Origin of the sequence: Micromonospora cremea, assembly GCF_900143515.1 — a bacterium.
GTDB classification, from domain to species: Bacteria; Actinomycetota; Actinomycetes; order Mycobacteriales; family Micromonosporaceae; genus Micromonospora; species Micromonospora cremea.
Genome location: NZ_FSQT01000001.1, coordinates 227,973 through 246,748 on the forward strand (window position 1 = coordinate 227,973; position 18,776 = coordinate 246,748).

17 protein-coding genes and 2 pseudogenes are annotated in these 18,776 nt (G+C 69.9%); 14 read left to right on the forward strand and 5 right to left on the reverse strand.

All coding sequences use genetic code 11. The annotated features are described in order from the left end of the window. Nucleotides 1-6: 6 nt before the first annotated feature. Nucleotides 7-639: an RNA polymerase sigma factor gene (locus BUS84_RS00995; RefSeq protein ID WP_074307954.1), complete on the reverse strand. Its 633-nt coding sequence runs from the start codon at nucleotides 637-639 to the stop codon at nucleotides 7-9. Nucleotides 640-1,195: 556 nt separating this feature from the next. Between BUS84_RS00995 and BUS84_RS01000 the strand changes: the two genes are divergently transcribed. Genes BUS84_RS01000 through BUS84_RS01005 form a run of 3 tightly spaced genes read left to right on the forward strand, consistent with a single transcriptional unit; the run spans nucleotide 1,196 to nucleotide 5,594 of the window. Next, complete coding sequence (locus BUS84_RS01000; protein ID WP_143728135.1) at nucleotides 1,196-3,640, forward strand: LysM peptidoglycan-binding domain-containing protein; 2,445 nt, start codon at nucleotides 1,196-1,198, stop codon at nucleotides 3,638-3,640. Between the two features lie 2 nt (nucleotides 3,641-3,642). Then, nucleotides 3,643-4,404 (forward strand): AfsR/SARP family transcriptional regulator, encoded by a 762-nt coding sequence (locus tag BUS84_RS39280; protein ID WP_244298301.1) that lies wholly within the window; start codon nucleotides 3,643-3,645, stop codon nucleotides 4,402-4,404. After that, nucleotides 4,401-5,594, forward strand: a complete 1,194-nt coding sequence (locus tag BUS84_RS01005; protein ID WP_074307956.1) for a DUF2637 domain-containing protein — start codon at nucleotides 4,401-4,403, stop codon at nucleotides 5,592-5,594. The genes BUS84_RS39280 and BUS84_RS01005 overlap by 4 nt, the downstream gene beginning before the upstream one ends. Here the strand turns inward: BUS84_RS01005 and BUS84_RS01010 are convergent. Continuing rightward, nucleotides 5,560-7,059: a purple acid phosphatase family protein gene (locus BUS84_RS01010; protein WP_074307958.1), complete on the reverse strand. Its 1,500-nt coding sequence runs from the start codon at nucleotides 7,057-7,059 to the stop codon at nucleotides 5,560-5,562. The genes BUS84_RS01005 and BUS84_RS01010 overlap by 35 nt on opposite strands. Before the next feature lie 455 nt (nucleotides 7,060-7,514). Here BUS84_RS01010 and BUS84_RS01015 point away from each other — a divergent pair, with 455 nt between their 5' ends. From BUS84_RS01015 to BUS84_RS01035, 6 genes are all read left to right on the forward strand, one after another. Next, nucleotides 7,515-9,206 (forward strand): AfsR/SARP family transcriptional regulator, encoded by a 1,692-nt coding sequence (locus BUS84_RS01015; protein ID WP_074307960.1) that lies wholly within the window; start codon nucleotides 7,515-7,517, stop codon nucleotides 9,204-9,206. A gap of 585 nt (nucleotides 9,207-9,791) precedes the next feature. Continuing rightward, the gene (locus tag BUS84_RS01020; protein ID WP_244298302.1) at nucleotides 9,792-11,138 is read left to right on the forward strand and encodes an alkaline phosphatase; all 1,347 of its coding nucleotides are present in this window, start codon (nucleotides 9,792-9,794) and stop codon (nucleotides 11,136-11,138) included. Between the two features lie 315 nt (nucleotides 11,139-11,453). After that, nucleotides 11,454-12,137: a hypothetical protein gene (locus BUS84_RS01025; RefSeq protein WP_074307962.1), complete on the forward strand. Its 684-nt coding sequence runs from the start codon at nucleotides 11,454-11,456 to the stop codon at nucleotides 12,135-12,137. Beyond that, the gene (locus BUS84_RS01030) at nucleotides 12,134-12,496 is read left to right on the forward strand and encodes a transcriptional regulator (RefSeq protein WP_074307964.1); all 363 of its coding nucleotides are present in this window, start codon (nucleotides 12,134-12,136) and stop codon (nucleotides 12,494-12,496) included. Before BUS84_RS01025 ends, BUS84_RS01030 begins: the two co-directional genes overlap by 4 nt. Beyond that, nucleotides 12,493-12,651 (forward strand): hypothetical protein, encoded by a 159-nt coding sequence (locus BUS84_RS38035; RefSeq protein WP_159450940.1) that lies wholly within the window; start codon nucleotides 12,493-12,495, stop codon nucleotides 12,649-12,651. Before BUS84_RS01030 ends, BUS84_RS38035 begins: the two co-directional genes overlap by 4 nt. A 94-nt stretch (nucleotides 12,652-12,745) precedes the next feature. After that, nucleotides 12,746-12,958, forward strand: coding sequence for a DUF1737 domain-containing protein (locus BUS84_RS01035; protein WP_074307966.1), 213 nt, complete (start codon nucleotides 12,746-12,748; stop codon nucleotides 12,956-12,958). A 116-nt stretch (nucleotides 12,959-13,074) separates the two neighbouring features. On the opposite strand, the gene BUS84_RS01040 is transcribed toward BUS84_RS01035, so the two are convergent. Beyond that, entirely contained in the window at nucleotides 13,075-14,172 is a 1,098-nt protein-coding gene (locus BUS84_RS01040; RefSeq protein WP_143728136.1) for a hypothetical protein, read from the reverse strand. 212 nt (nucleotides 14,173-14,384) lie between these two features. Between BUS84_RS01040 and BUS84_RS01045 the strand changes: the two genes are divergently transcribed. From BUS84_RS01045 to BUS84_RS01055, 3 genes are all read left to right on the forward strand, one after another. Then, the gene (locus BUS84_RS01045) at nucleotides 14,385-14,708 is read left to right on the forward strand and encodes a transposase (RefSeq protein ID WP_084756988.1); all 324 of its coding nucleotides are present in this window, start codon (nucleotides 14,385-14,387) and stop codon (nucleotides 14,706-14,708) included. Then, nucleotides 14,705-15,601 carry an IS3 family transposase gene (locus BUS84_RS01050; protein WP_074307970.1) on the forward strand — a complete coding sequence of 299 codons (897 nt, stop codon included), beginning with the start codon at nucleotides 14,705-14,707 and terminating at the stop codon, nucleotides 15,599-15,601. Before BUS84_RS01045 ends, BUS84_RS01050 begins: the two co-directional genes overlap by 4 nt. Before the next feature lie 185 nt (nucleotides 15,602-15,786). Then, nucleotides 15,787-16,593: a phosphotransferase family protein gene (locus BUS84_RS01055; RefSeq protein WP_159450941.1), complete on the forward strand. Its 807-nt coding sequence runs from the start codon at nucleotides 15,787-15,789 to the stop codon at nucleotides 16,591-16,593. Between the two features lie 57 nt (nucleotides 16,594-16,650). Here BUS84_RS01055 and BUS84_RS01060 read toward each other — a convergent pair whose 3' ends face one another. Both BUS84_RS01060 and BUS84_RS01065 read right to left on the reverse strand, forming a co-directional pair. Beyond that, nucleotides 16,651-17,094 (reverse strand): YunG family protein, encoded by a 444-nt coding sequence (locus tag BUS84_RS01060; RefSeq protein WP_244298303.1) that lies wholly within the window; start codon nucleotides 17,092-17,094, stop codon nucleotides 16,651-16,653. Nucleotides 17,095-17,464: 370 nt separating this feature from the next. After that, on the reverse strand, nucleotides 17,465-18,175 hold the full coding sequence (locus BUS84_RS01065) for a hypothetical protein (protein WP_208869480.1): 711 nt from the start codon (nucleotides 18,173-18,175) through the stop codon (nucleotides 17,465-17,467). 56 nt (nucleotides 18,176-18,231) lie between these two features. On the opposite strand from BUS84_RS01065, the pseudogene BUS84_RS01070 reads away from it, so the two are divergent. Both BUS84_RS01070 and BUS84_RS39285 read left to right on the forward strand, forming a co-directional pair. Then, nucleotides 18,232-18,501: pseudogene (locus BUS84_RS01070) on the forward strand (transposase family protein); the annotation flags it as partial. Nucleotides 18,502-18,551: 50 nt separating this feature from the next. After that, nucleotides 18,552-18,704, forward strand: a pseudogene (locus BUS84_RS39285) (DUF1737 domain-containing protein); the annotation flags it as partial. Nucleotides 18,705-18,776 lie beyond the last annotated feature (72 nt).

Consider the following 18,776-nt stretch of genomic DNA (forward strand, 5'->3'; position numbering starts at 1 on the left):
CTCACGTCAACCATCCGCCGGTTCGGCGTGCGGCACCTGCCGGCGCCGGTCGCCGCGCGGCCGCGGCGGCGCGCTGCTCTCGGGCGCGCCCGGTTGCTGGCTCGGGTCGTAGCGCTCGATCAGCCCGGCGAGCCGCCGCAACCCCCGGTGCGCGGCGGTCCGCACCGCGCCGGGCCGCCGGCCGAGCACCCGCCCGGCGGTCTCGGCGTCCAAGCCGATGACGGCCCGGAGCAGGACCGCCTCGGCTTCCCGGGGTGGCAGCGTGGCGATCAGCGCGAGCGCGGCGTCGGTGCCTATGGTCTCCCCGGCCCGCTCGGCGGTGTCGGCGTCGCCAGCCAGCTCGCTGAGCGCGTGCACCGGCACCGGCAACGACGGGCGCCGGCTTTGCCGGCGCAGGTGGTCCATGGCCCGGTTCCGTGCGATGGTGACGGTCCAGGCCCGGAACTCGCCGCCGGTGAAGCTGGGCAGGTCCCGGGAGATCTGCAACCAGGTTTCCGACGCCACATCTTCCGCGTCGGCGCCCACCAGCGCGGTCAGGTAGCGCAGCAGGCTCGGCTGCAGGGTGCGGTAGAGGAAGCGGAAGGCGTCCTCGTCACCGGCCTGCGCTGCGGCGACGGCCTCGCTCAGCTCACCGGCCATGCCATGCCCGTTCCCCGGTCACGGGAACCGGCGGACGCCGGAGCCGGCGAACCCGATGACTGCCTGGTCCGCTGACCGGACCTGAGTCCACGCCTCTTAGCCCCCCACTGACCTGATCGCGTTCGCGGCTGCGGCGGCCCGGGTGGCACGTCCAGACACTCGCCACGACGAACGGCCAACGGCGCACTGCCACGCCGGCGCGGTGAAGCGGCACCAAGTCGGGCAACGCCAGGAGCTCACCACCCCGCCAATAGGTCGGCACCGCGTCACAGTAACGCCACCCCATGTGCGGGCGGAAGCACCGGAGGGAGCCCAAGCTCCTTACGTAGTTTCCTAGGGAAGGGCGTGGGCGAGTGCCTCGGGAGGCCCTCGACTCCTCTCTGGTGGTCGCGGCGCGGGCCTCTGACCTGCTGATGTGAGGTCGTGTAACGCCGTGTGAGGCACTGTCAGCCCTCACGACACCTTCCTCGACCGCCTGTGGTCATACCGTCGACCCACCAGCCACGCACCCCAACTCACGTCCGTCGCCCCTGTAGCTCCACGCCTGCGATTTCCCGTGATCGCGCAGATCAGCCAGGCGACACCAATCAGGCAGGAGGCAGTGATGCGAACCAGAGCAGGTTCTATCGCCACAACGATGGCATCCGTGCTCCTGGTCGCGGCCGTTCCGGCCGCGCTCCTGCACCTCGGTGGATGGCCAACGCCTGACGTGCCACCGACCGGGGCGATGCGGGACTGGGTCCGACAACCGCTGACCGCCGGATTCCTCGCCGGCCTCGCGCAAAGCGCCGCCTGGCTGATCTGGGCGCTGCTCGTCACCGCCGTCGGTGCCCGCGCCTACACGCGGGTCACCCGCACGCTGCGGTGGCCACCCACGCTGCACCTGCCGGGACCGCTGCAGGGACTGACCGCGGCCATGCTGGGAGCCACCGCGGTCAGCGCCAGCACGGGCGCCATCCCCGCCCACGCCGCCGCGCCCGCCAACGCCGACATGACCAACTCGCCCGACGCGGTGCACCTCACCCCGCCGCAAGCCAGTCACACCCTCCCCAGCCACGCGACGGCGAGCGGCACAAAGCTCACCCGTGTCGCGACCGGCCAGGGGGATATCTACATCGTCAAGCGTGGAGACACGCTGTCCGAGATCGCCGAGCGGTGCCTGGGCGACGCCCGCCGCTGGCCGGACATCTTCGCCCTCAACCGTGGCGCCCGCTTTCCCGCCGTCGGCGGGACGCTGCGCAACCCGAACCTGATCTATCCCGGCTGGACCCTCAACCTGCCAGCCCACACCAGCCCACACGGCCCCCCAAGAGATGCGGGGCCGCCTAAGCCGCCGACCGATCAACCGGACGCCGAGGCATCACAACCCTCGCTGAACAGGCCCACCCCGGCCCCAGGCAGCTCGGCTCCGGCCCCGGTCACGCCGAACACACCCGCGTCGACCACGACGGCCGCACCGCCGAGCGGCGGCGCCCCGGAACCCGCCCCCACCGCGACCGGCTCTGCCGCCAACGCCGATGCGGGCGATGTCCCCACCCACGATCGGGATGCGCGCGGCGTGTCTCTGCCGAGCGGCAGCTGGGTAGACATCGGCCTGGCCCTGGCCATCGCGGGCGCGGTGGCGCTGGTGTGGGCGCACCGCCAGCGCCGCTACATTCCCCGGCCGCCCACGGCCACCACGCGCACGACCGACGACCCCGACCTCGCGCCGATGCCGCCGGTGATCAGCCAGATCCGCCGAGGACTGCGCCGGCTCACCGCAGGCCACGCCAACGCGCCGACCAGCGACGCCCCCCACACGATCACCGAGGCGGGCGTCGACATGCACCCCGATGACCTCACCGTAGGCAGTGGCGCCGCCACGGAGAACGAAGGCAACGGCACGCACCCCGATACCCGTCCCGGCGCTGACGAGCCGAACCAGGCCGACGCCCGCCGCGAAACCACAGCAAGCGGCGACGTGCCTCCGGTCGTGCCGTCGCTGGCCAAGCCGCTGTCGGCTCTGTGGCCGCCCGCCGGACTCGGACTCACCGGTCCCGGTGCGCACGCCGCCGCCCGCGGGTTCCTCACCGCCGCCCTGGCCGCCGGCGGCCTGCACGACCCCGACGCCCGCACCGAGGTGGTGATGCCGTCCCCGACCGCGGCCACGCCGCTCGGTCCCGCGGCGGTCAACCTGCCGCGCACACCCCGGCTGACCATCACCACCGGGCTCGACGAAGCCCTTCAGATCCTCGAAGCGCAGACCATGCACCGTGCCCGGCTGCTCGACCGGCACGAGGTGAACACCGTCGCCGAGCTGCGGCACACCGAACCCTACGAGGAGCCGCAGCCGCCGATCATGCTCCTGGCCGACGCGAGCACCCGCCACGAACGCGCCCGCGTCGCCGCACTGCTCGCGCAGGGCCAACGCCTGGACATCCACGGGGTGCTGCTCGGCCCATGGTCCGACGGCAACACCGTCATGGTGGCCGACGACGGCGTCACCACCCCCGCCGATGGAGAGAGCCAGCGCCCTGGCAGGCATCCCGCCGACGTCGGCCGGCTCGCGATCCTGACGGCTGCTGAAACCGCGGACCTGCTGGCCACCCTCGCCGAGTCGCACACCGGCCAACCTCAGCCGCCGCCCCCGACCGAGCCCGCACCACCGCCGCTCCGGGGCGCGACTCCGACCTTTGCGGCGGCTGCGGCCACACCGACAGACACGCCGGTGGTCGCACCGGCTGACGCGGACGCCGACGCCGAGCAGGACGTGGAGGCCGGCCACGACCGGCGCGGCGACACCTACAAGACACAGTCCCAGGCCGGTGCCGTTGGCGTCACCGACGTCTCGGTTCCCGTTGAGCTGAGCGCCGCAGCCAGCCAGGGCTGCGACGCCCGCCCAACAGACGACGCGACGGCGACAGTCAACCACCGGAGGGCTGCCGTCGGCGGGCGGTCGCCAGCGCAGGGCACCGCGGCGTCGACGCCGAGCCGACGACGCAGCCGGGAAGGGTGGCGGTGAGGGTGCTCGGGATACCCGGCATCGTCGATGGCGACCCGCAGCGCAGCCTGCACGCGAAGTCCCTCGAACTGCTGGTGTATCTAGCGGTCCGCGATGGCAGCGCGTCCACGGAGGCAATCCTGGACGACTTGCTGCCTGACGCGCCCGCCAGCAAGGCCGTGCACCGGCTGCACACCTACGTCTCGGACCTGCGCGGCGTCCTGCGGGACAACGGCGGCCCCGGCACCTACCTCACCCACCCCCACCGCCGATACGAGCTCAACCCTGAACGCTTTGACATCGACCTGTGGCGGATGCGCGCCGCGATCCGTGCCGCCGACGCCGCCGGATCCAAACTCGAACGGGTAGCGGCGCTGCGCCGCGCCGTTGACACCTACCCGCCACTCGGCGAGGGCCGCGAATACGAATGGCTCGAGCCCTACCGGGAGACCGTGCGCCACGACGCGCTCGACGCTGCCGTGGCCCTCGCCGAGGAACTCGCCGGTCAACCCACGGAGCAACTCGCCGTCCTCGACGCCGCGATCAGCCAACACCCCTACGCCGAACAGCTGTACCAGGCCGCCATGCGCGCCCGCGCGCAACTCGGCCACCTCGACGCCATCCGCGCGCTACGCCGGACGTTGACCCGCCGGCTCGCCGAGATCGACGCCGAACCCGCCGACGACACCCTCGCCCTGGCCGACCAGCTCACCGCCGACCTGCGCCGCTCCGGCCAAGACGCACGGACACGAAGCTCCGCCCGCACAGACGGAGCGTCCGCATGAACACCGCACCGCACACCGGCAATCCGACCAGCACCGCCGGCGCTGCGGCGTCGGCTGACACCGGCGCGCATCTGCGGCGGCTGCGCTGGGCCGTACGGGCCACGCTCACCCTCGGCGTCGCCGCCTCCGTGGCGGCAAAGGTCCTGCACGCCCGACCGAACCCGATCAGCCAGATCATCGCCGCATGGCCACCACAGGCGCTGCTGCTCACCGTCGAACTGATCTCCCGCGTCCCGCACCACCGCCGCTCCCTCGGCACCATCCGGATCATCGCGACCGCCATCATCGCCGCCATCGCGACATGGGTGAGCTACTGGCATCTCGTCGGCGTCGCCACGCGGTACGGGGAGACCGAAGCCGCCGCCGCATACCTGCTGCCCATATCCGTCGACGGACTCGTCATCGTCGCCAGCGTCAGCCTCGTCGAGCTCACCGCCAGGATCCGCGCGTCGACAGGTGACCACCGGCCTGCGCTGATCGCGTCGCCCGAATCCCCACCGGCCGCCACAGAGCCCGCCACCCACGTGATCCGACAGGGTTCGGCGCAGCCCAGCACACTCGCTCCCGAGCAGCGCCCCGCCGCTCGGGCGGAGGGCGCGCCACCCGGCACACGGACTCGGCGGCCGCTCAGAGCCGTCACCGTGCCAACCGCCTCGCCAAGGGCTTGCGGACCCACCGCGGCACCTGACGGTGCCCGCCAGGATGCCGGAGACACGGCCGACGTTGATTCCGCTGCGCGCGGCATTGACCAGCCGCCGCAGGCGGCCGCTGCCAGGGTCCCCGCCACGCCGGTCGACACCGTCAACGGGAAGGCGTCCCGCTCTGCGCGCCCGCACCAGCGATCCGCGAACCTCCAGCCGATAGATCGGCTCGACGACGCGCAGCGCGTGGATCCACCGCAACGAAGGCCGGGCAAGGGACCCAGGACGCAGACCGATACAGCAGAAGGCGCGGTCTCCGATGGGGGACCCGCCAATCACGATCGGCACGACCCTGGGACTCAGACAGCTATAGCCGGCACCGTTCACGGCCTGAGTTGGGCCCCCGATTGGCCCGCCCCAGTTGAGAGGCCGGGGCGGGCTGCCGTACCGAGGTTGGCCGGGTGCCGGCCCAGATCACGGTCGGGGCGTCGCCGCCGTGCCCGCGGCTCGGGTGTTACGGGTGCTCGGGGTGGTTGTTCGGGCGCTTGAGGTGGGACAGGTCGTGCTTGGCCATCATGTTGCGGTCCGCGACGGACGCGCCCAACGCGAACTGCGGCCAGTAACCCATGATCTCCTGCCGGCTGCGCTCGCTCCATCGACGGGCGAGTTCGCTGCGGGATTTGTAGAAGTTCAACGCGTAACCACCGGTGTAGAGCCGCAGGAGCGAGTAGCCGCCGGGGTACTCCTTGACCGCGGCTACCTCCATCTGCGTGACGTTCGGCGCGATCGGGCTGACCGTACGCTTGTTGCGGTGGGTATGCCCCGCGTGGTGCAGGAAGACGCCGGGTGTCTTGGCGTAGTCGTTCAGAATGGTCGTCGCCTGGTCTGCCTGCAGTGAGCTGCCGGCGGTGATGGGGAATGCGGAGTCCTGCATGACCAGGGGGTGGTGGCCGAACACGAGCGTGGGCTGCTCGGCGTGCTTGGCCAGGTCGGCGCGGAACCAGGCGAGTTGGTCGGCCGAGAGGGCTCCCGCGTCGCCCCCGTTGCCTGGCTTGTCGTACGTGTCAAGGCCGATGACGTGCAGACCGGAGAGGTCCCGGGAGAAGTAGGTCAGCTTGTTCCGCGAGAAGAATCCGTCGTGAAAGCAGTCGTTGCCCTGCCACTGGCCGACCCGGCAGGTGGAATACGGGTCACCGGTGTGCGCCCGGTCGTGGTTGCCACGGGTCACGAAGTAGTCGGTGCCGTAATCGCCGAAGCCGTCGAGTAGTTGTCCGGCGCGGCTGAGGTCGGACGGCACGGCCTCGGCGGAGATGTCGCCGGCGGCCAGCAGGTAGGACGGCTTGTGTCGCCGTACGTCCTCGACCAGGGCCTGAAGCATGACCTCTGGGTACGGGGGGAGCCCGAGTTCCTGGGTTATGCCGATGTACTGGGGCTGGCCCCCGACGAGCCCGGCCTGCGTCTCTCCCATGTGCAGGTCGTTGCAGAGCACGATAGAGAAGAGGTACTTCCCGGGTGGCGGCTGCGGGGTGGTGAACGAGAAAGGTCCCACCTCCGTGTCCAGCCCGTACGGTGAGGTGCCGACCGCGTTGCCGCTGATCAGCGTGAACGGGGTGGGTGACGCGGCTCGGCCACGGGACCGGGCTTGGTAGTAGTAGGTCTGTCCGGGTTCGAGCCCGGTGAGTTCGACGTAGTGGTAGGCGGTGTTGGAGCTGATTCCCCGGGCGACCCGGTTCAGCCGCGAGGGGTGGGTGCCGTAAATGATCTCGCCATCGGCGGGAGCGGGCTGCATACGCCCGAGGCCATCATCGGTGCCCGGTAGGCCGGTGTACCAGGTGATGACGGCGTGGTCCTCGGCCAGGGTCACGAGTTCCAGATTGACGGGCAGAACATCTCCTGGCCGGCCCCGGTCCGCCTCGGCGGCACGGGCGGGGCTGGCGAGGGCTAGCGGACCGGCGGCGGCGGCCAAGGCCGTCCAACGCAGCAGGTCGCGACGGGTGAAATCGCAAGCGGGCATGACCGAGAAACCTAGGTGGGACGGATAACAAGATCTCGGGCGTGATCTGACCGGATGGTGTCTAGGAAGAGAAGAATGGCGCCGCGACCTGCATGGATGAGCCGTAAGTTACCAACAGGTCGCCGAACGGGAAGAGCAGCTGGACGTTCTGTTGCCTTCCCGGTTGAAGGGCGGAGGCACAGTTGACGGGTGGAGCATCGGCGCTATCGTCGTCCGTGGTCGCGACCGAGGTCAGCGTTCGCTGCGCCGCCGGAATATCGCGGCGGTGGATAGGACATCGACGACTCACCTGAGCCACTGATTGATCTTGTGCATGTGCTCCCGACCGCCTGACGCGCGGGACCGGTAGTGAGGCCGTTCCGTGGCCCGGTCGAAGACGAAGGAGACTTCGACGTGGGAGAAGCTGGCCAGGCCGAGCAACAGTCTTCACCGAACCACGGGTCGCCGACCAGACCATGGTCGCCTCCGCCGGGCCCGGCGACACCACGATGCCGGGTGGCTGGATACCGCACACCAGCGCCGAACAGGTCGCCGCGGCCGCAGCACTCGTGTGGCTGCGCCGCCGGCGCGCCTACCGCCCGGATGAGGCCGGGCCGGCGCAACGCGACAACCTCGACCTCGCCCCGCTGCCAGAGACCGTCACCGCAGCCCACGCAGCGTTGGCCGCCTCTGACGGCACCGGTCCATCCGATCTCACCGCACCGGATCAGCGCACGGAACAGCCGCCGGACTCGTTGCTGGCGGATGTGCCGCCAACGGGCGTCGGGCTCACAGGGGTTGCCGCCGACGATGCCGCTCGCGGCCTTCTCGTCACCGTCCTTCTGCGCGCCCTGCACCGCCGCAGCGCAGGGACGGCGCTCATCACCACAATCGGGGACCTGACCAGGCTGCTCGGCCCCTCCGCACAACGGATCCACTCGGTTTCGGGTCTCACCGTCGCCGCATCACTTCAGGAAGCAGTGACGGTGCTGGAGGAACACCCGCACCATCAGACTCCTGACACCACCACTGGGCGGGGCAGCAGCTCGGCGAATGGGCCATCCCGCCAGGCGCCCCGGGTCTTGCTCACCCACACGCCGCAGGATCCCGGCACCGCACGCCGCCTCAAGGCCGCGCTCGCAGCCGCCGGCGGCACCGCCGTCGCGGTCCTCGTCGGAGCCTGGCCACCCGGCGCGACCTGGGAGATCACGGCAACCGGTCACGCCTCCAACGGCACCCAGGAGCAGCCGGCACCGCCAAGAATGTGCGTTCTCAACGCGGCGGCTGCCACCGATCTGCTCACCGTGATCAGCCAGGCCCAGCCCCACCCGGGACCCAACACGCCACTCGCTCCGGCAGCCGACCCACCGCCGACCCGGGCGCGCGTCCCACGGCAGACCGCTCGAGGCCAAGCGCCAACCACGCCCCGCCACACCACCAAACAGCCTCTGCACCTGCAAATCCTCGGCGACACCACGCTGCAGAGCCACGGCCAGCCGTTGACGATCCGACGCACCGCGGCCCTCCAAGCCCTGGTCTTCCTCGCCGTGTCTCCCGGCGGCGCCAACAGCCGAGACCTGACAACCGCCATCTGGCCCGGCCTTCCCGCACACACCGTCACCGCCCGCCTCTACACCACCCTCAACGACCTCAGAAAAGCCGTCGCCGCCGTCAGCGAGATTCCGCTCATCGAGCACACCGGCGACCGCTACCGCCTGCGCCGCGACCACATCGAGGTAGACCTGTGGCGGTTCCACGCTGCGGTAGAACATGCCGCCACCGCAGTGACCGAACGCCCCGCCGCCTGGCAGGCCGTCATCAACGCCTACACCGGCGACCTCGCCGCCGAACACGACTGGCCGTGGCTCAACCCGCCACGAGAAGCCCTACGCAGGCACGTCATCGACGCCTACACCGCCCTGGCCGCCACCCAGCCCGACCCGCGGCGCACCCTGTCCCTGCTGCAAGACGCGATCCGCGTCGACCCGTACAACGAAGACCTGCACCGCCGCGCCATACACGCCCTCGCCGCGCTCGGCGACCACGCCGCTGCCGACGACCTGCTCACCACCTTCAACCGCCGACTGACCGACGCCGGCCTGGAGCACGTCATCCCCGAAGAAGAAGTCCGGCAGCCGCGCGCCGCATCGAGCGGGCAAAAGCACTAGCAGCCCGCCCCGGCCTGCCGACGGCTCCCGGCCGGCACCGGCCGGGCCTGCCTGCCACGCTGATCGGCACAAAACCTTGGGAAGACCTCGGGGACCGCCCCGAACCCCCGACCCCTCCTCAGACATCAGCCGCGGATCCCCTCGCCGGGCACCACCAGACCGTCCAGCCTTCCCGGACGGGGCCAAGGTCGTCCGGTAGTGCGCTCCGCCCTTGGCCTCGCCCGGGGATGCTGGACGGTCTGGCGACTGCCCGACGGGGTGGAAGCAGTGCAGCCCGTCGTGCCTGGCGACGCAGACCCGGCCCGCGTCGTGGACGCGTACGCCGTCAAAGGAGCCGGCGTCGCAGGTGCCGAAGACCTCGCCCGCGCGCAGTGCGCCGCCGTCGGTGACGGTGAACCGGCGCAGGCCCCGTCGACCACGTAGACGCACGACGGCGGCCACGCCCGGGGCCGGATGCCATGCCGTTGCTCGGGGCAACAGAAGTCGGAGAACCGCCGTCCCGCGTTAACTTGCAGGTCAGGCGCCTGACCGGCGGTTGTGGTTGCGTGGTGACCGCCAAACGCCCGTCCGTCAGGAGGACAACCCGTGACTTTCCGTTCCAGCCGCTGGCTGCTGGCCCCCGTGGTCGCGGGGGCGGTCGCCGCCGCCGGCCTGAGCCTGGTCAACCCGATCACCGCGGCCGACGCCGGCCCGGCCAAGGGCAAGGCTCGCAACGTCATCTTCATCAACGGTGACGGTATGGCCGCTGCCCAGCGCGAGGCCGCCCGCCTCTACCTGGCCGGTCTCGACGGCCAGCTCACCATGGACAAGCTTCCCTATTCCGGCCAGCTCACCACCAGCCCGCACGACCCCGCATCGCCGATCACCGACTCCGCCGCCGCCGCGACCGCCTGGGCCACCGGCGAGAAGACCTACAACGGCGCGATCAGCGTCGACGTGGACGGCAACCCGCTGCCCACCCTCGGCGCCCAGGCAAAGGCCGCCGGCAAGGCGACCGGCCTGGTCACCACCGCCCAGGTCACCGACGCCAGCCCGGCCGCCTTCTTCGCCAACACCGCCAACCGCTCCGCCCAGGACGAGATCGCCCGGCAGTACCTCGAGGTCACCAAGCCGGACGTCATCCTGGGCGGCGGCGAGGACTGGTGGCTGCCGGCCGGCGCCGCCGGGGCGTATCCGGACAAGCCGGCCGAGGACACGTCCGAGGCCAGCAAGGGCACCAAGGGCGACCTGATCACCGAGGCGAAGGCCAAGGGCTACCAGTACGTATCCACCGCCGATCAGCTGCAGGCCGCCAAGGGCGGCAAGCTGCTCGGCCTCTTCGCCAACGAGGAGCTGTTCCAGCAGCGCCCCGAAGGCGAGGGCGACGTCTACAACCCGCCGGCCAGCCTGGCCACGATGACCGACAAGGCCCTGTCCACCCTGTCGAAGAACAAGCAGGGTTTCTTCCTCTTCGTCGAGGAGGAGGGCATCGACGAGTTCGCCCACGCGAACAATGGCACCCGAATGCTCCAGGCCCTCGGCGAGCTGGAGAAGGCCGTCGCGGTGGCCCGCAACTACGCGGCCAGCCACCCGGACACCCTGGTCGTGGTGACCGGTGACCACGAGTGCGGCGGCCTGACCGTCGAGGACACCGCCACCTCCGACGAGTCGGGCGACGGCATCTCGGCCGAGGATGGCCCCTTCCCGATCAAGGGCAGCAGCCTGAGCTTCAACCTGGACTGGACCACCAGCGGGCACACCGGCGCCGACGTGCCGTCACCGCGGTCGGTCCGCTGGCCGAGCAGTTCAGCGGCAAGCACCCGAACACCCACGTGCACGACGTGCTCGCCCAGATCCTCACCCGCTGACCCGCCCGGCCGCGCCCTCCCGTCTCGCATCAGGGACGGGAGGGCGCTCCGGTCAGCGCCACCAGACCGGTTCGCGCCGGGCTGACCACCCGCACCCTGCTACGGGGCGCTGGTTCGGTCGCGGGCTTTGACACCACCTGATCGCACCACCCACTCCTCATGGGGAAGGCCAGTTCTCCCCTGGGCGGCGGCGGGGGGACATCTGAGTGCCTGCGGGCGCACTCACATGCCGATGAGCGGATATCTGATCTTGATCGCGGTGTCGGTGTGCGATGACTAACGTGTCGCGTCCTTGCGCGGAGCCGAGACCCACGCGGGCTGGTACTGCTGCGGGCTGATTGTGCGGTACCCGCCCAGGCTAGTACTAGCGGAAACGGGTTTGCTATGGAAACCTATTGGCATGACCACTGATTCGGTACCCGCCGGCGGCGATCCCCGCCGGCTGCTGTCGGAGGCGCGCGGCCTCGCCCGCCGGGTGCGGGTCGACCAGCGGGTGACCTGGTTCGCGCTGCTGGTGCTGGCCGCGGTGACGTTCGTGGGGATCCCGTTCGACTGGTATTTCCTCGTCCTCCACTGCGTCGGCGACGGCACCGTGTGCCAGTTCTCGCGTCAAGGCGTGCTGTACTACTGGCCGCCGGCGCTGCTGCTGGCGTACGCGGCGATCGCCGTCTGCTACGTGCGGGTCGCCCGGTCGCGGGGGCTGGGCGCCCGGGTGCTGCCGTACGCGATCACCGGCGTCACGCTGACCGTCCTGTTCACCGCCGCCTGGGTGGCGGCGCGCCTGTACCTCCCGAGCCACCCCCGCCAGGACCCGTTCCCGTACTGGATGCTCGTGCTGGACCGGCTGATCGCACCGTGGGGCACCATCGGGGTGGCGCTGCTGGTGCTGGCCCGGCTGGAGCGCAACGTCGGGCTGCTGGTGTTCACCCTCGGCTACCTGACGGTGGCGCTAGTGCCGATCGACTTCGGCTGGCACTGGCAGGGCCAGGACAGCAAGGCGTTCCTGCCGCAGCAGATCATCAACGGCACCGTGCTGCTGCTGGGCGCGATCGGCTTCTGGCTGGCCGGCCGGCGGCGCCGGTGACCGCCGAGAACGGGGCCCCGGACCCGCACGAGCCGTCCGCCCACCCGGTCAATGGGCTGGACGAGGTGGTGCACCAGCGGGTCCGGCTGGGCATCCTCACCATCGCGCACGAGGCCCGCCGGGCGGAGTTCGGCTACCTGCGCACCCAGCTGGACCTGACCGCCGGGAACCTCTCCAAACACCTGAGCGTGCTAGAAGCGGCCGGCCTGATCGAGGTCGAGAAGGGGTACGCCGGCCGGCGGGGCCGTACCTGGATCACGCTCACCGCCGCCGGCAGCACCGCGCTCGCCGACGAGATCGCGCGACTCAAGCAGCTCATCGCCCGCGTCGAAACCACCGACACCCCGGAGGACCGATGACCACCGCACTGACCCCCCGACACCTGCTCACAGCCGCGCTCGCCACAGCCGCGCTCGCCACCGGGGTCGCCGTGCCGCTCGTCGGCGCCGGCCGCGGGTGGGCGGCGGCGGCGCCGGCCGCGCCCGGCACGGCACGGCTAAGCGACACCATTTGATCGGGTACACGGATCTGCCGCTGGTCGCGCGCGAGCACGACTGGCTGGTGGCCACGACTGTTGCTCAGGCACGACCGAGCGGCACAATGCGACGGTGTCAGATCATTCTGAGCCGCTCGGCTACCGGCTTATCACCGGACCCGATGACGCTGACTTCTGCGCCCGCGTCAGCGGCCTCATCGACCAGGGCTACCAGCTTTACGGCTCACCGGCGCTGGCCTTCGACGGGGAACGCGTCATCGCCGCTCAAGCGTTGGTCCTGCCAAACTTAGCCGGGCCCGAGTCGGCCGAGGGCAGCTCCAGATAGGGGCGGACGCTCATGGTCGCCGACCGAGTGTCACGGTAAGTGACGGGCGAACGGCAGCGCTCGACGCGCGGTCCTGCCGATGTGCGGATGCGGAGGTCGGGCCTGGCCGGGGTCAGTCACAGCAGGCCGCGCTCGCGTAGCCGGGCGAGCCGGTCCGGCGGCAGGCAGTCGGCCAGGTTCCGCTCCAAGCCGACCAGCTCAAGGTCGACCGGGTACACCACGAAGTCGTCGGCGACTGGCAGCGTGTCCGACCAGTCGCGGAGGTTGAGCCGAGCCGCCACCGTGCACAACAGTCGCCGGCCCACCTCGGATCCGGCGGCGGCATCGAGGTCGCCGGCGTCGAGCAGGGCGAGCTCCTGTCGTACCAGCCGCACCGATCCTGCGTCGTCGAGGTCGACGTCGGTACTGGCCTCGAAGTCGGCCGGCGACCATGCTGCCTGGGCGTCGATCGCCGCTAGGGCGGCGCGCTCGTCCTCAGTAACCCCGTGGACCTCGAAGGACAGCGCGTCCGATCGGTAGTAGCTTAGCGCGACGCAGGCGGCGGGACCGTCGACCGCCAGGCGCGCCACGGCGTCCGGGATCAGCGTGAGGAGTGCGTCTTCGATGGTCCGGCACGCCGCTTCGAGGTCGAATCCGGCCGGCGGCCGCTCATAGCGCACCTCGGACCGACGGCCCATGACCTCGACGACGCGGACCAGGCCGCGGTCGTCGTGCTCCGCCGTCAGCACCGAAGGCGCCTGGCCGTCGTGCTCGATCTCGATGCGGCTGATCCGCCCATCGGTGTATGCGTACGACTCCCGCCCCGAGCCGCCCCGCGCGACCGTGTCGGCCGAGCGCATCAACTCGTCCACAGAGCGGTACTCGTGCAGGTAGATGGGCCCGTCCGTATCGAAGTGCGCCGCCTCGACGACGTCGCCGTCGTGGCCGACGAACGTCTCGTAGTACAGGCGGCCGTGAAGAAAGCCGCTGTACTCCTCGATTACCACCGCGCGGCCCTCGGCGTCGAACCCGATGCGTAGGACATCCCGATCCACCGGCGGTCTGGCGTCCAACCGGCGGCCAGCCTTGAGTAGGTCCCGTTCGAAGTGCAACGGACGAAGATCAAGGCCCGGCCAGGTGTACCAGTCCCAGCGCCCGACGAGCGCGGTCGCCGCTCCCTTTCGGGAGTCGTACTCGCCAGCGAGCTGGGCGAACCGCGCAGCAAGATCGGACATGTCCGGGATCCTACTGGTCGCCTCGCCGGACTGGCCGCCGCGCACATCCGGATCCGCCGCGATCCGATCGCTACGGGGCGTGGCAGCCCATCGCCGGCGGTTCGGCCATGCCGCGATGCGCGCCCGTGTCGCGGACCGTGAAGGCTTCCGCGGCTGGGCCTGCCCCGTTTTGACGGACATCCGAGATCAGGGGACCTGGGGTCTCCGGGAGGATGTCCAGCATCATGGAGAACGTGGGGAAGAAGCGGTCGCGGCCTCGGCGGTCGTTCACGGCGCAATTCAAGGCCGAGATCGTCGAGTTGTGTCAGCGTGGTGACCGCACGATCAGGCAGGTCAGCCAGGATTTCGACTTGACCGAGACCGCGGTGCGTGAATGGGTCAAGCAGGCCGAACTCGACAGCGGCGCCCGTACTGACGGGTTGACCTCGGATGAGCGAGACGAACTCGCGCAGCTTCGGCGTGAGAACCGCCGGCTGCGTGAAGACGTCGATATTTTGAAGCGGGCAACGGCTTTCTTCGCGAAGGAGACCCGGTGAACGTGTACCCGTTCATCGAGGCGGAGCAAGCCGGCGAGCACAACGTCAAGCGCGCGTGCGAGCTACTCGAGGTCTCCCGGTCCGCCTACTACCAGCAGCAACGCGGCGTCCAGTCCCAGCGGCAGCGCGTCGACGCACAGCTCACCGCGAAGATCACGCAGGTGCACGCGGTGTCGAAAGGCACCTACGGAGCACCGCGGATCCACGCCGACCTCGCCGACGCCGGGCTGCGACACGGCCGTAAACGCGTCGCCCGGCTGATGCGGTGCGCCGGGCTGGCCGGCAAGAGTCCACGCCGATGGCGAACGACCACGGTGCCTGACCCGAACGCCGGCAGGCGACCTGACCTGGTCAACCGTGACTTCGGCACCGACCCGGCGGGGATCGACACCCGCTGGTGCGGCGACATCACCTACATCAACACCTGGCAAGGCTGGCTGTATCTGGCCACCGTCATCGACCTGGCCTCGCGCCGGGTCGTGGGCTGGGCGGTCGCCGAGCACCTACGCACCGACCTGATCGACGCCGCGCTCACCGATGCCCTCGTGCGGCGCCGGCCGCCGTCCGGGCTGGTGTTCCACTCCGACCGCGGCTGTCAATACACCAGCGACCAACACGCCCGCCTCGCCGCTGCCCACGGCATCCGCCTCTCTGTCGGCCGGCGTGGGCAGTGCTGGGACAACGCGGTCGCCGAGTCGTTCTTCGCCACCATCAAAACCGAACTGCTACACCGCCAACCCTGGCCCACCCATCGCGCCGCCTGCCAGGCAATATTCGAGTACATCGAAGGCTGGTACAACACCCGCCGTCGACACTCCACTCTCGGCTACCTCAGCCCCGCCGCGTTCGAGGCCACCGATTTGCACCGGCTACCGACAAGCCAAGCAGCCTGAATAAGATCAACACATCGACCCTGTCCGTCAAAACGGGTCAAGCCCAAGAGCGCAGTGAGGCAGTTCGAGGTGTAACTGGTCTGATGTCGAGTGATTTCATAACGAGCATTCTCGATAGGTTGGGGCTGGTCGGCGAGGTGTCTGGGGCTCGGCTCGAGTCTCGGTCTGGCGCCGGGGTCCGTGCTGTGCGTACGCCCGGCGGGCAGGCCGCGTACCTCAAGGTCACACCCGCCGCGTTGGGGCCGACGGCGCTGGCCGCAGCTCGGCGGGAACTGCGCTTCTACCGGGACGTCGCGCCGGTCACCTCGGTGCGCACGCCGAGGCTTCTCGATTGCGTGGATGCCGAGGATGTTGTAGTCGTGCTGCTTGAGGCGGCGGGCGAGCCCGAGGAGGCGCCATCATGGACTGCGGGCATGTGGGCAAACCTGGGCCGGGAGCTGGCCACGCTACACAGCATGCCGCTACCGACGGGCACGGGCTGGAACCGCCCCGATGCGCTACTTGAGGTCCTGGCCAACGCGGATCTGGAAGAAATCCGGGCTTTCTGGGCCCCCGTGCTACCGCAGCTTGCCGATCTCGTCTCACGGCGCTTTGAACTTGAGGATCAAATCGGGGCACTACCGCCGGTCTTCATCCACGGCGACTGCCACACAGACAACATCGTGCACTCCGCCGGCTCACTGGTGTTCTGTGACTGGCAGGCGGCCGGCATCGGTCGAGCTGTGTCCGACCTGGCCTTCCTCAGCGTCCGTGTCACACCCGCTGGCGTGACCGTTCCCCGAGCTCTGGTCGACACCTACCTGGATGGTCGGCCGGGCGAACGCCGCGCGCTGCAGCGTGCGCTGCTGGCGGAAGAGCTCGCCATCCTCGTCTTCCTGTGGCCGCCGTTCGCTGCGTTCAACAGCCAGCCGGGAATCGCCCACGTCCACCGCAGGGCACGCGAACTCACGGCGCGGTGGTTCGAGACATCAGCCCGACAGGACGCTGGTTGAAACCCTCGCAGGCATCCTCATCTGCCGCCGACCGTGCGCGTGGCTGTTGGTCGACTGTCACAGCGACGCGGGTTCCTCTGCCGTGCTGCCGTACAGGGTGGCGAGGACACGATGCCGCAAGATCTCGTACTGCTGGCGACATCGCCGGGGAGGGCCGGGCGGGCGCTGCTGCACCTGACCGCCGACAACGACTTCCTGCAGGTAGAACTGATCAGCGGTGAGGTCGACGTCGCGGCCGTCGGGTAACCGATTCCAATAGTGGTAGCCGACCTTGGCGTCTCTGGCGAAGACCTCACCGAGGATCAGTTCCCCGCCGAGCAGGTCCTGAATGATCAGTGCGGTCACTCCGCATTGACCACGGGCTGCGTTGTCTGGATGCCAGTCCTGCACATCATGCGGGTCGCAGGTATCCGCTCCCCAGCCGGCCCGCAGTATCGGCTGCAGCAATTCCAGGCTAATCAAGAGCGGGTCTGTTCTCTTGTCGCGTTCTCCGGACGTCACCCATGCAGAGTGAGCCCTCGACCGGGTCGAGGGTCAAGTAAACCTCGGGCCACGGGTTTCCCGGTTGGCCGAAGAGCGCCACCGCCGGGCGTACCCAACTGCCGCGAAGCGCTCGTCACCGAGGGTGAGGACGGGCGCCGGTCGCCGGCGTCCGGACGTGCCGATGAGCGGATGTCTGGGTGTCGGCAGAACGCCGCCGTGAGTGCGTCGCAGACCAGCGATCGTGCAGTCGGTCGCCGGGCGTTTGATCCTGACTTGGTGCTGCCGATCTACAGGTTGTCCCGTAAGTGATCTATGGAGTGTTGGCTGACCTGCTCGTTGTAGCGGGATCGGCGGTGATGGAGGTGTGCAGGGCGGTGATGCGGAGGGGTCAGTTCTGGTTCACCGGCCAGACCGCCGCCGGATCGCAGTGGGCCGGGCACGCCAGCAGGTAGACCTCGTTGCCAAGAAACAGCCAGTAGGTGTCGGCGCGGATGCTGTAGGGCTGCTCTGGCTGGCCGGGGTGGACGGCGAACTCCATGCCCTCCGGCACCTGGCAGACGTACACCAGATCGGCGCCGCACGCGCACCTGTAGTACTCGGGATCCTGCGCCCAGGACGGAGTACCACCCACCTTGAAACTCTGGGTTCCGAGCCCTCGCGAGTTGGGGGTATCCATGAAGGGTCGCAGCGTCAGCGGCAGGGCGCACAAGGACGGTTCGGCCTCCGCCGCTGGCAGCGCCGCGTGGCGCTGGAGCAGCACACGCCAGAACGGGCGCGGGTAGGGCGGCTGCGGAGCGTCCCAGTACCGGGGTACAAGCCGACCATTGGCCGACTCGGGTTCGGATGCGTCGTTGTGCGCACGGCAGTGGAAGACCAGCAGGTGGTCTCCGCCGAAAATCTCCACGTCCGGGGGTATGTCGAGTTGAAAGAACAGAGCCATCCGCTCGCCGCAGAAACACTCGGGCCATTCCTGGGCGTCGTCGAGGAATGGCCAGCCGCCCACTGAGTTCCGCATCGGCCGGTCCAGCGGCTCGGTCCCGACCTCGACCACGTGGGCAGGCAACAACGCCCGCACCGTCCTCACATCATGTTCGACCACCCGCTCACCCTAAGGGCTGTCGTATGGCTGCTGGTCGCGGGCGAGATGGTCTTGGAATGGCTGGTGTGATCACGGCGTCGCAGTCGTCCTGGATAGCCCCGTTCACCGGGCTGAGCCCGCGCAGTTTCGGCAAGTTGGCGACCATGCTGCGGCGTGAAGGAACGGACGCGGTCCGCCGGGGCCGGCCGTGGGGCCTGCCGTTGGAAGATCGGGTGCTGCCGGTCGCGGCGTACTGGCGCACCAACCTGACACTGCGCCAGCTCGCCCCGCTCTTCGGGCATGCGACACCCTCTTCTGCCGCTGGTCGTGCGGCCGACCAAGACGGAGTGGTAGCCGGGACTGGGTTCAGGCATAGCCGAGCGGGCACACTGCGACAGTGTCAGATCTCTCTGAGCCGCTCGGCTACCGCCTTATCACCGGACCCGATGATGCTGAATCCTGCGCCCGCGTCAGCGGCCTTCTCGACCAGGGCTATCAGCTGTATGGGTCCCCGGCGCTGACCTTCAACGGTGAACGCGTCATCGCCGCTCAAGCGTTGGTGCTGCCGCACTACGTCGGCCCCGAGGCGTCCGAGGCAGGACTTGGAGCCGCTGTCGGTTGC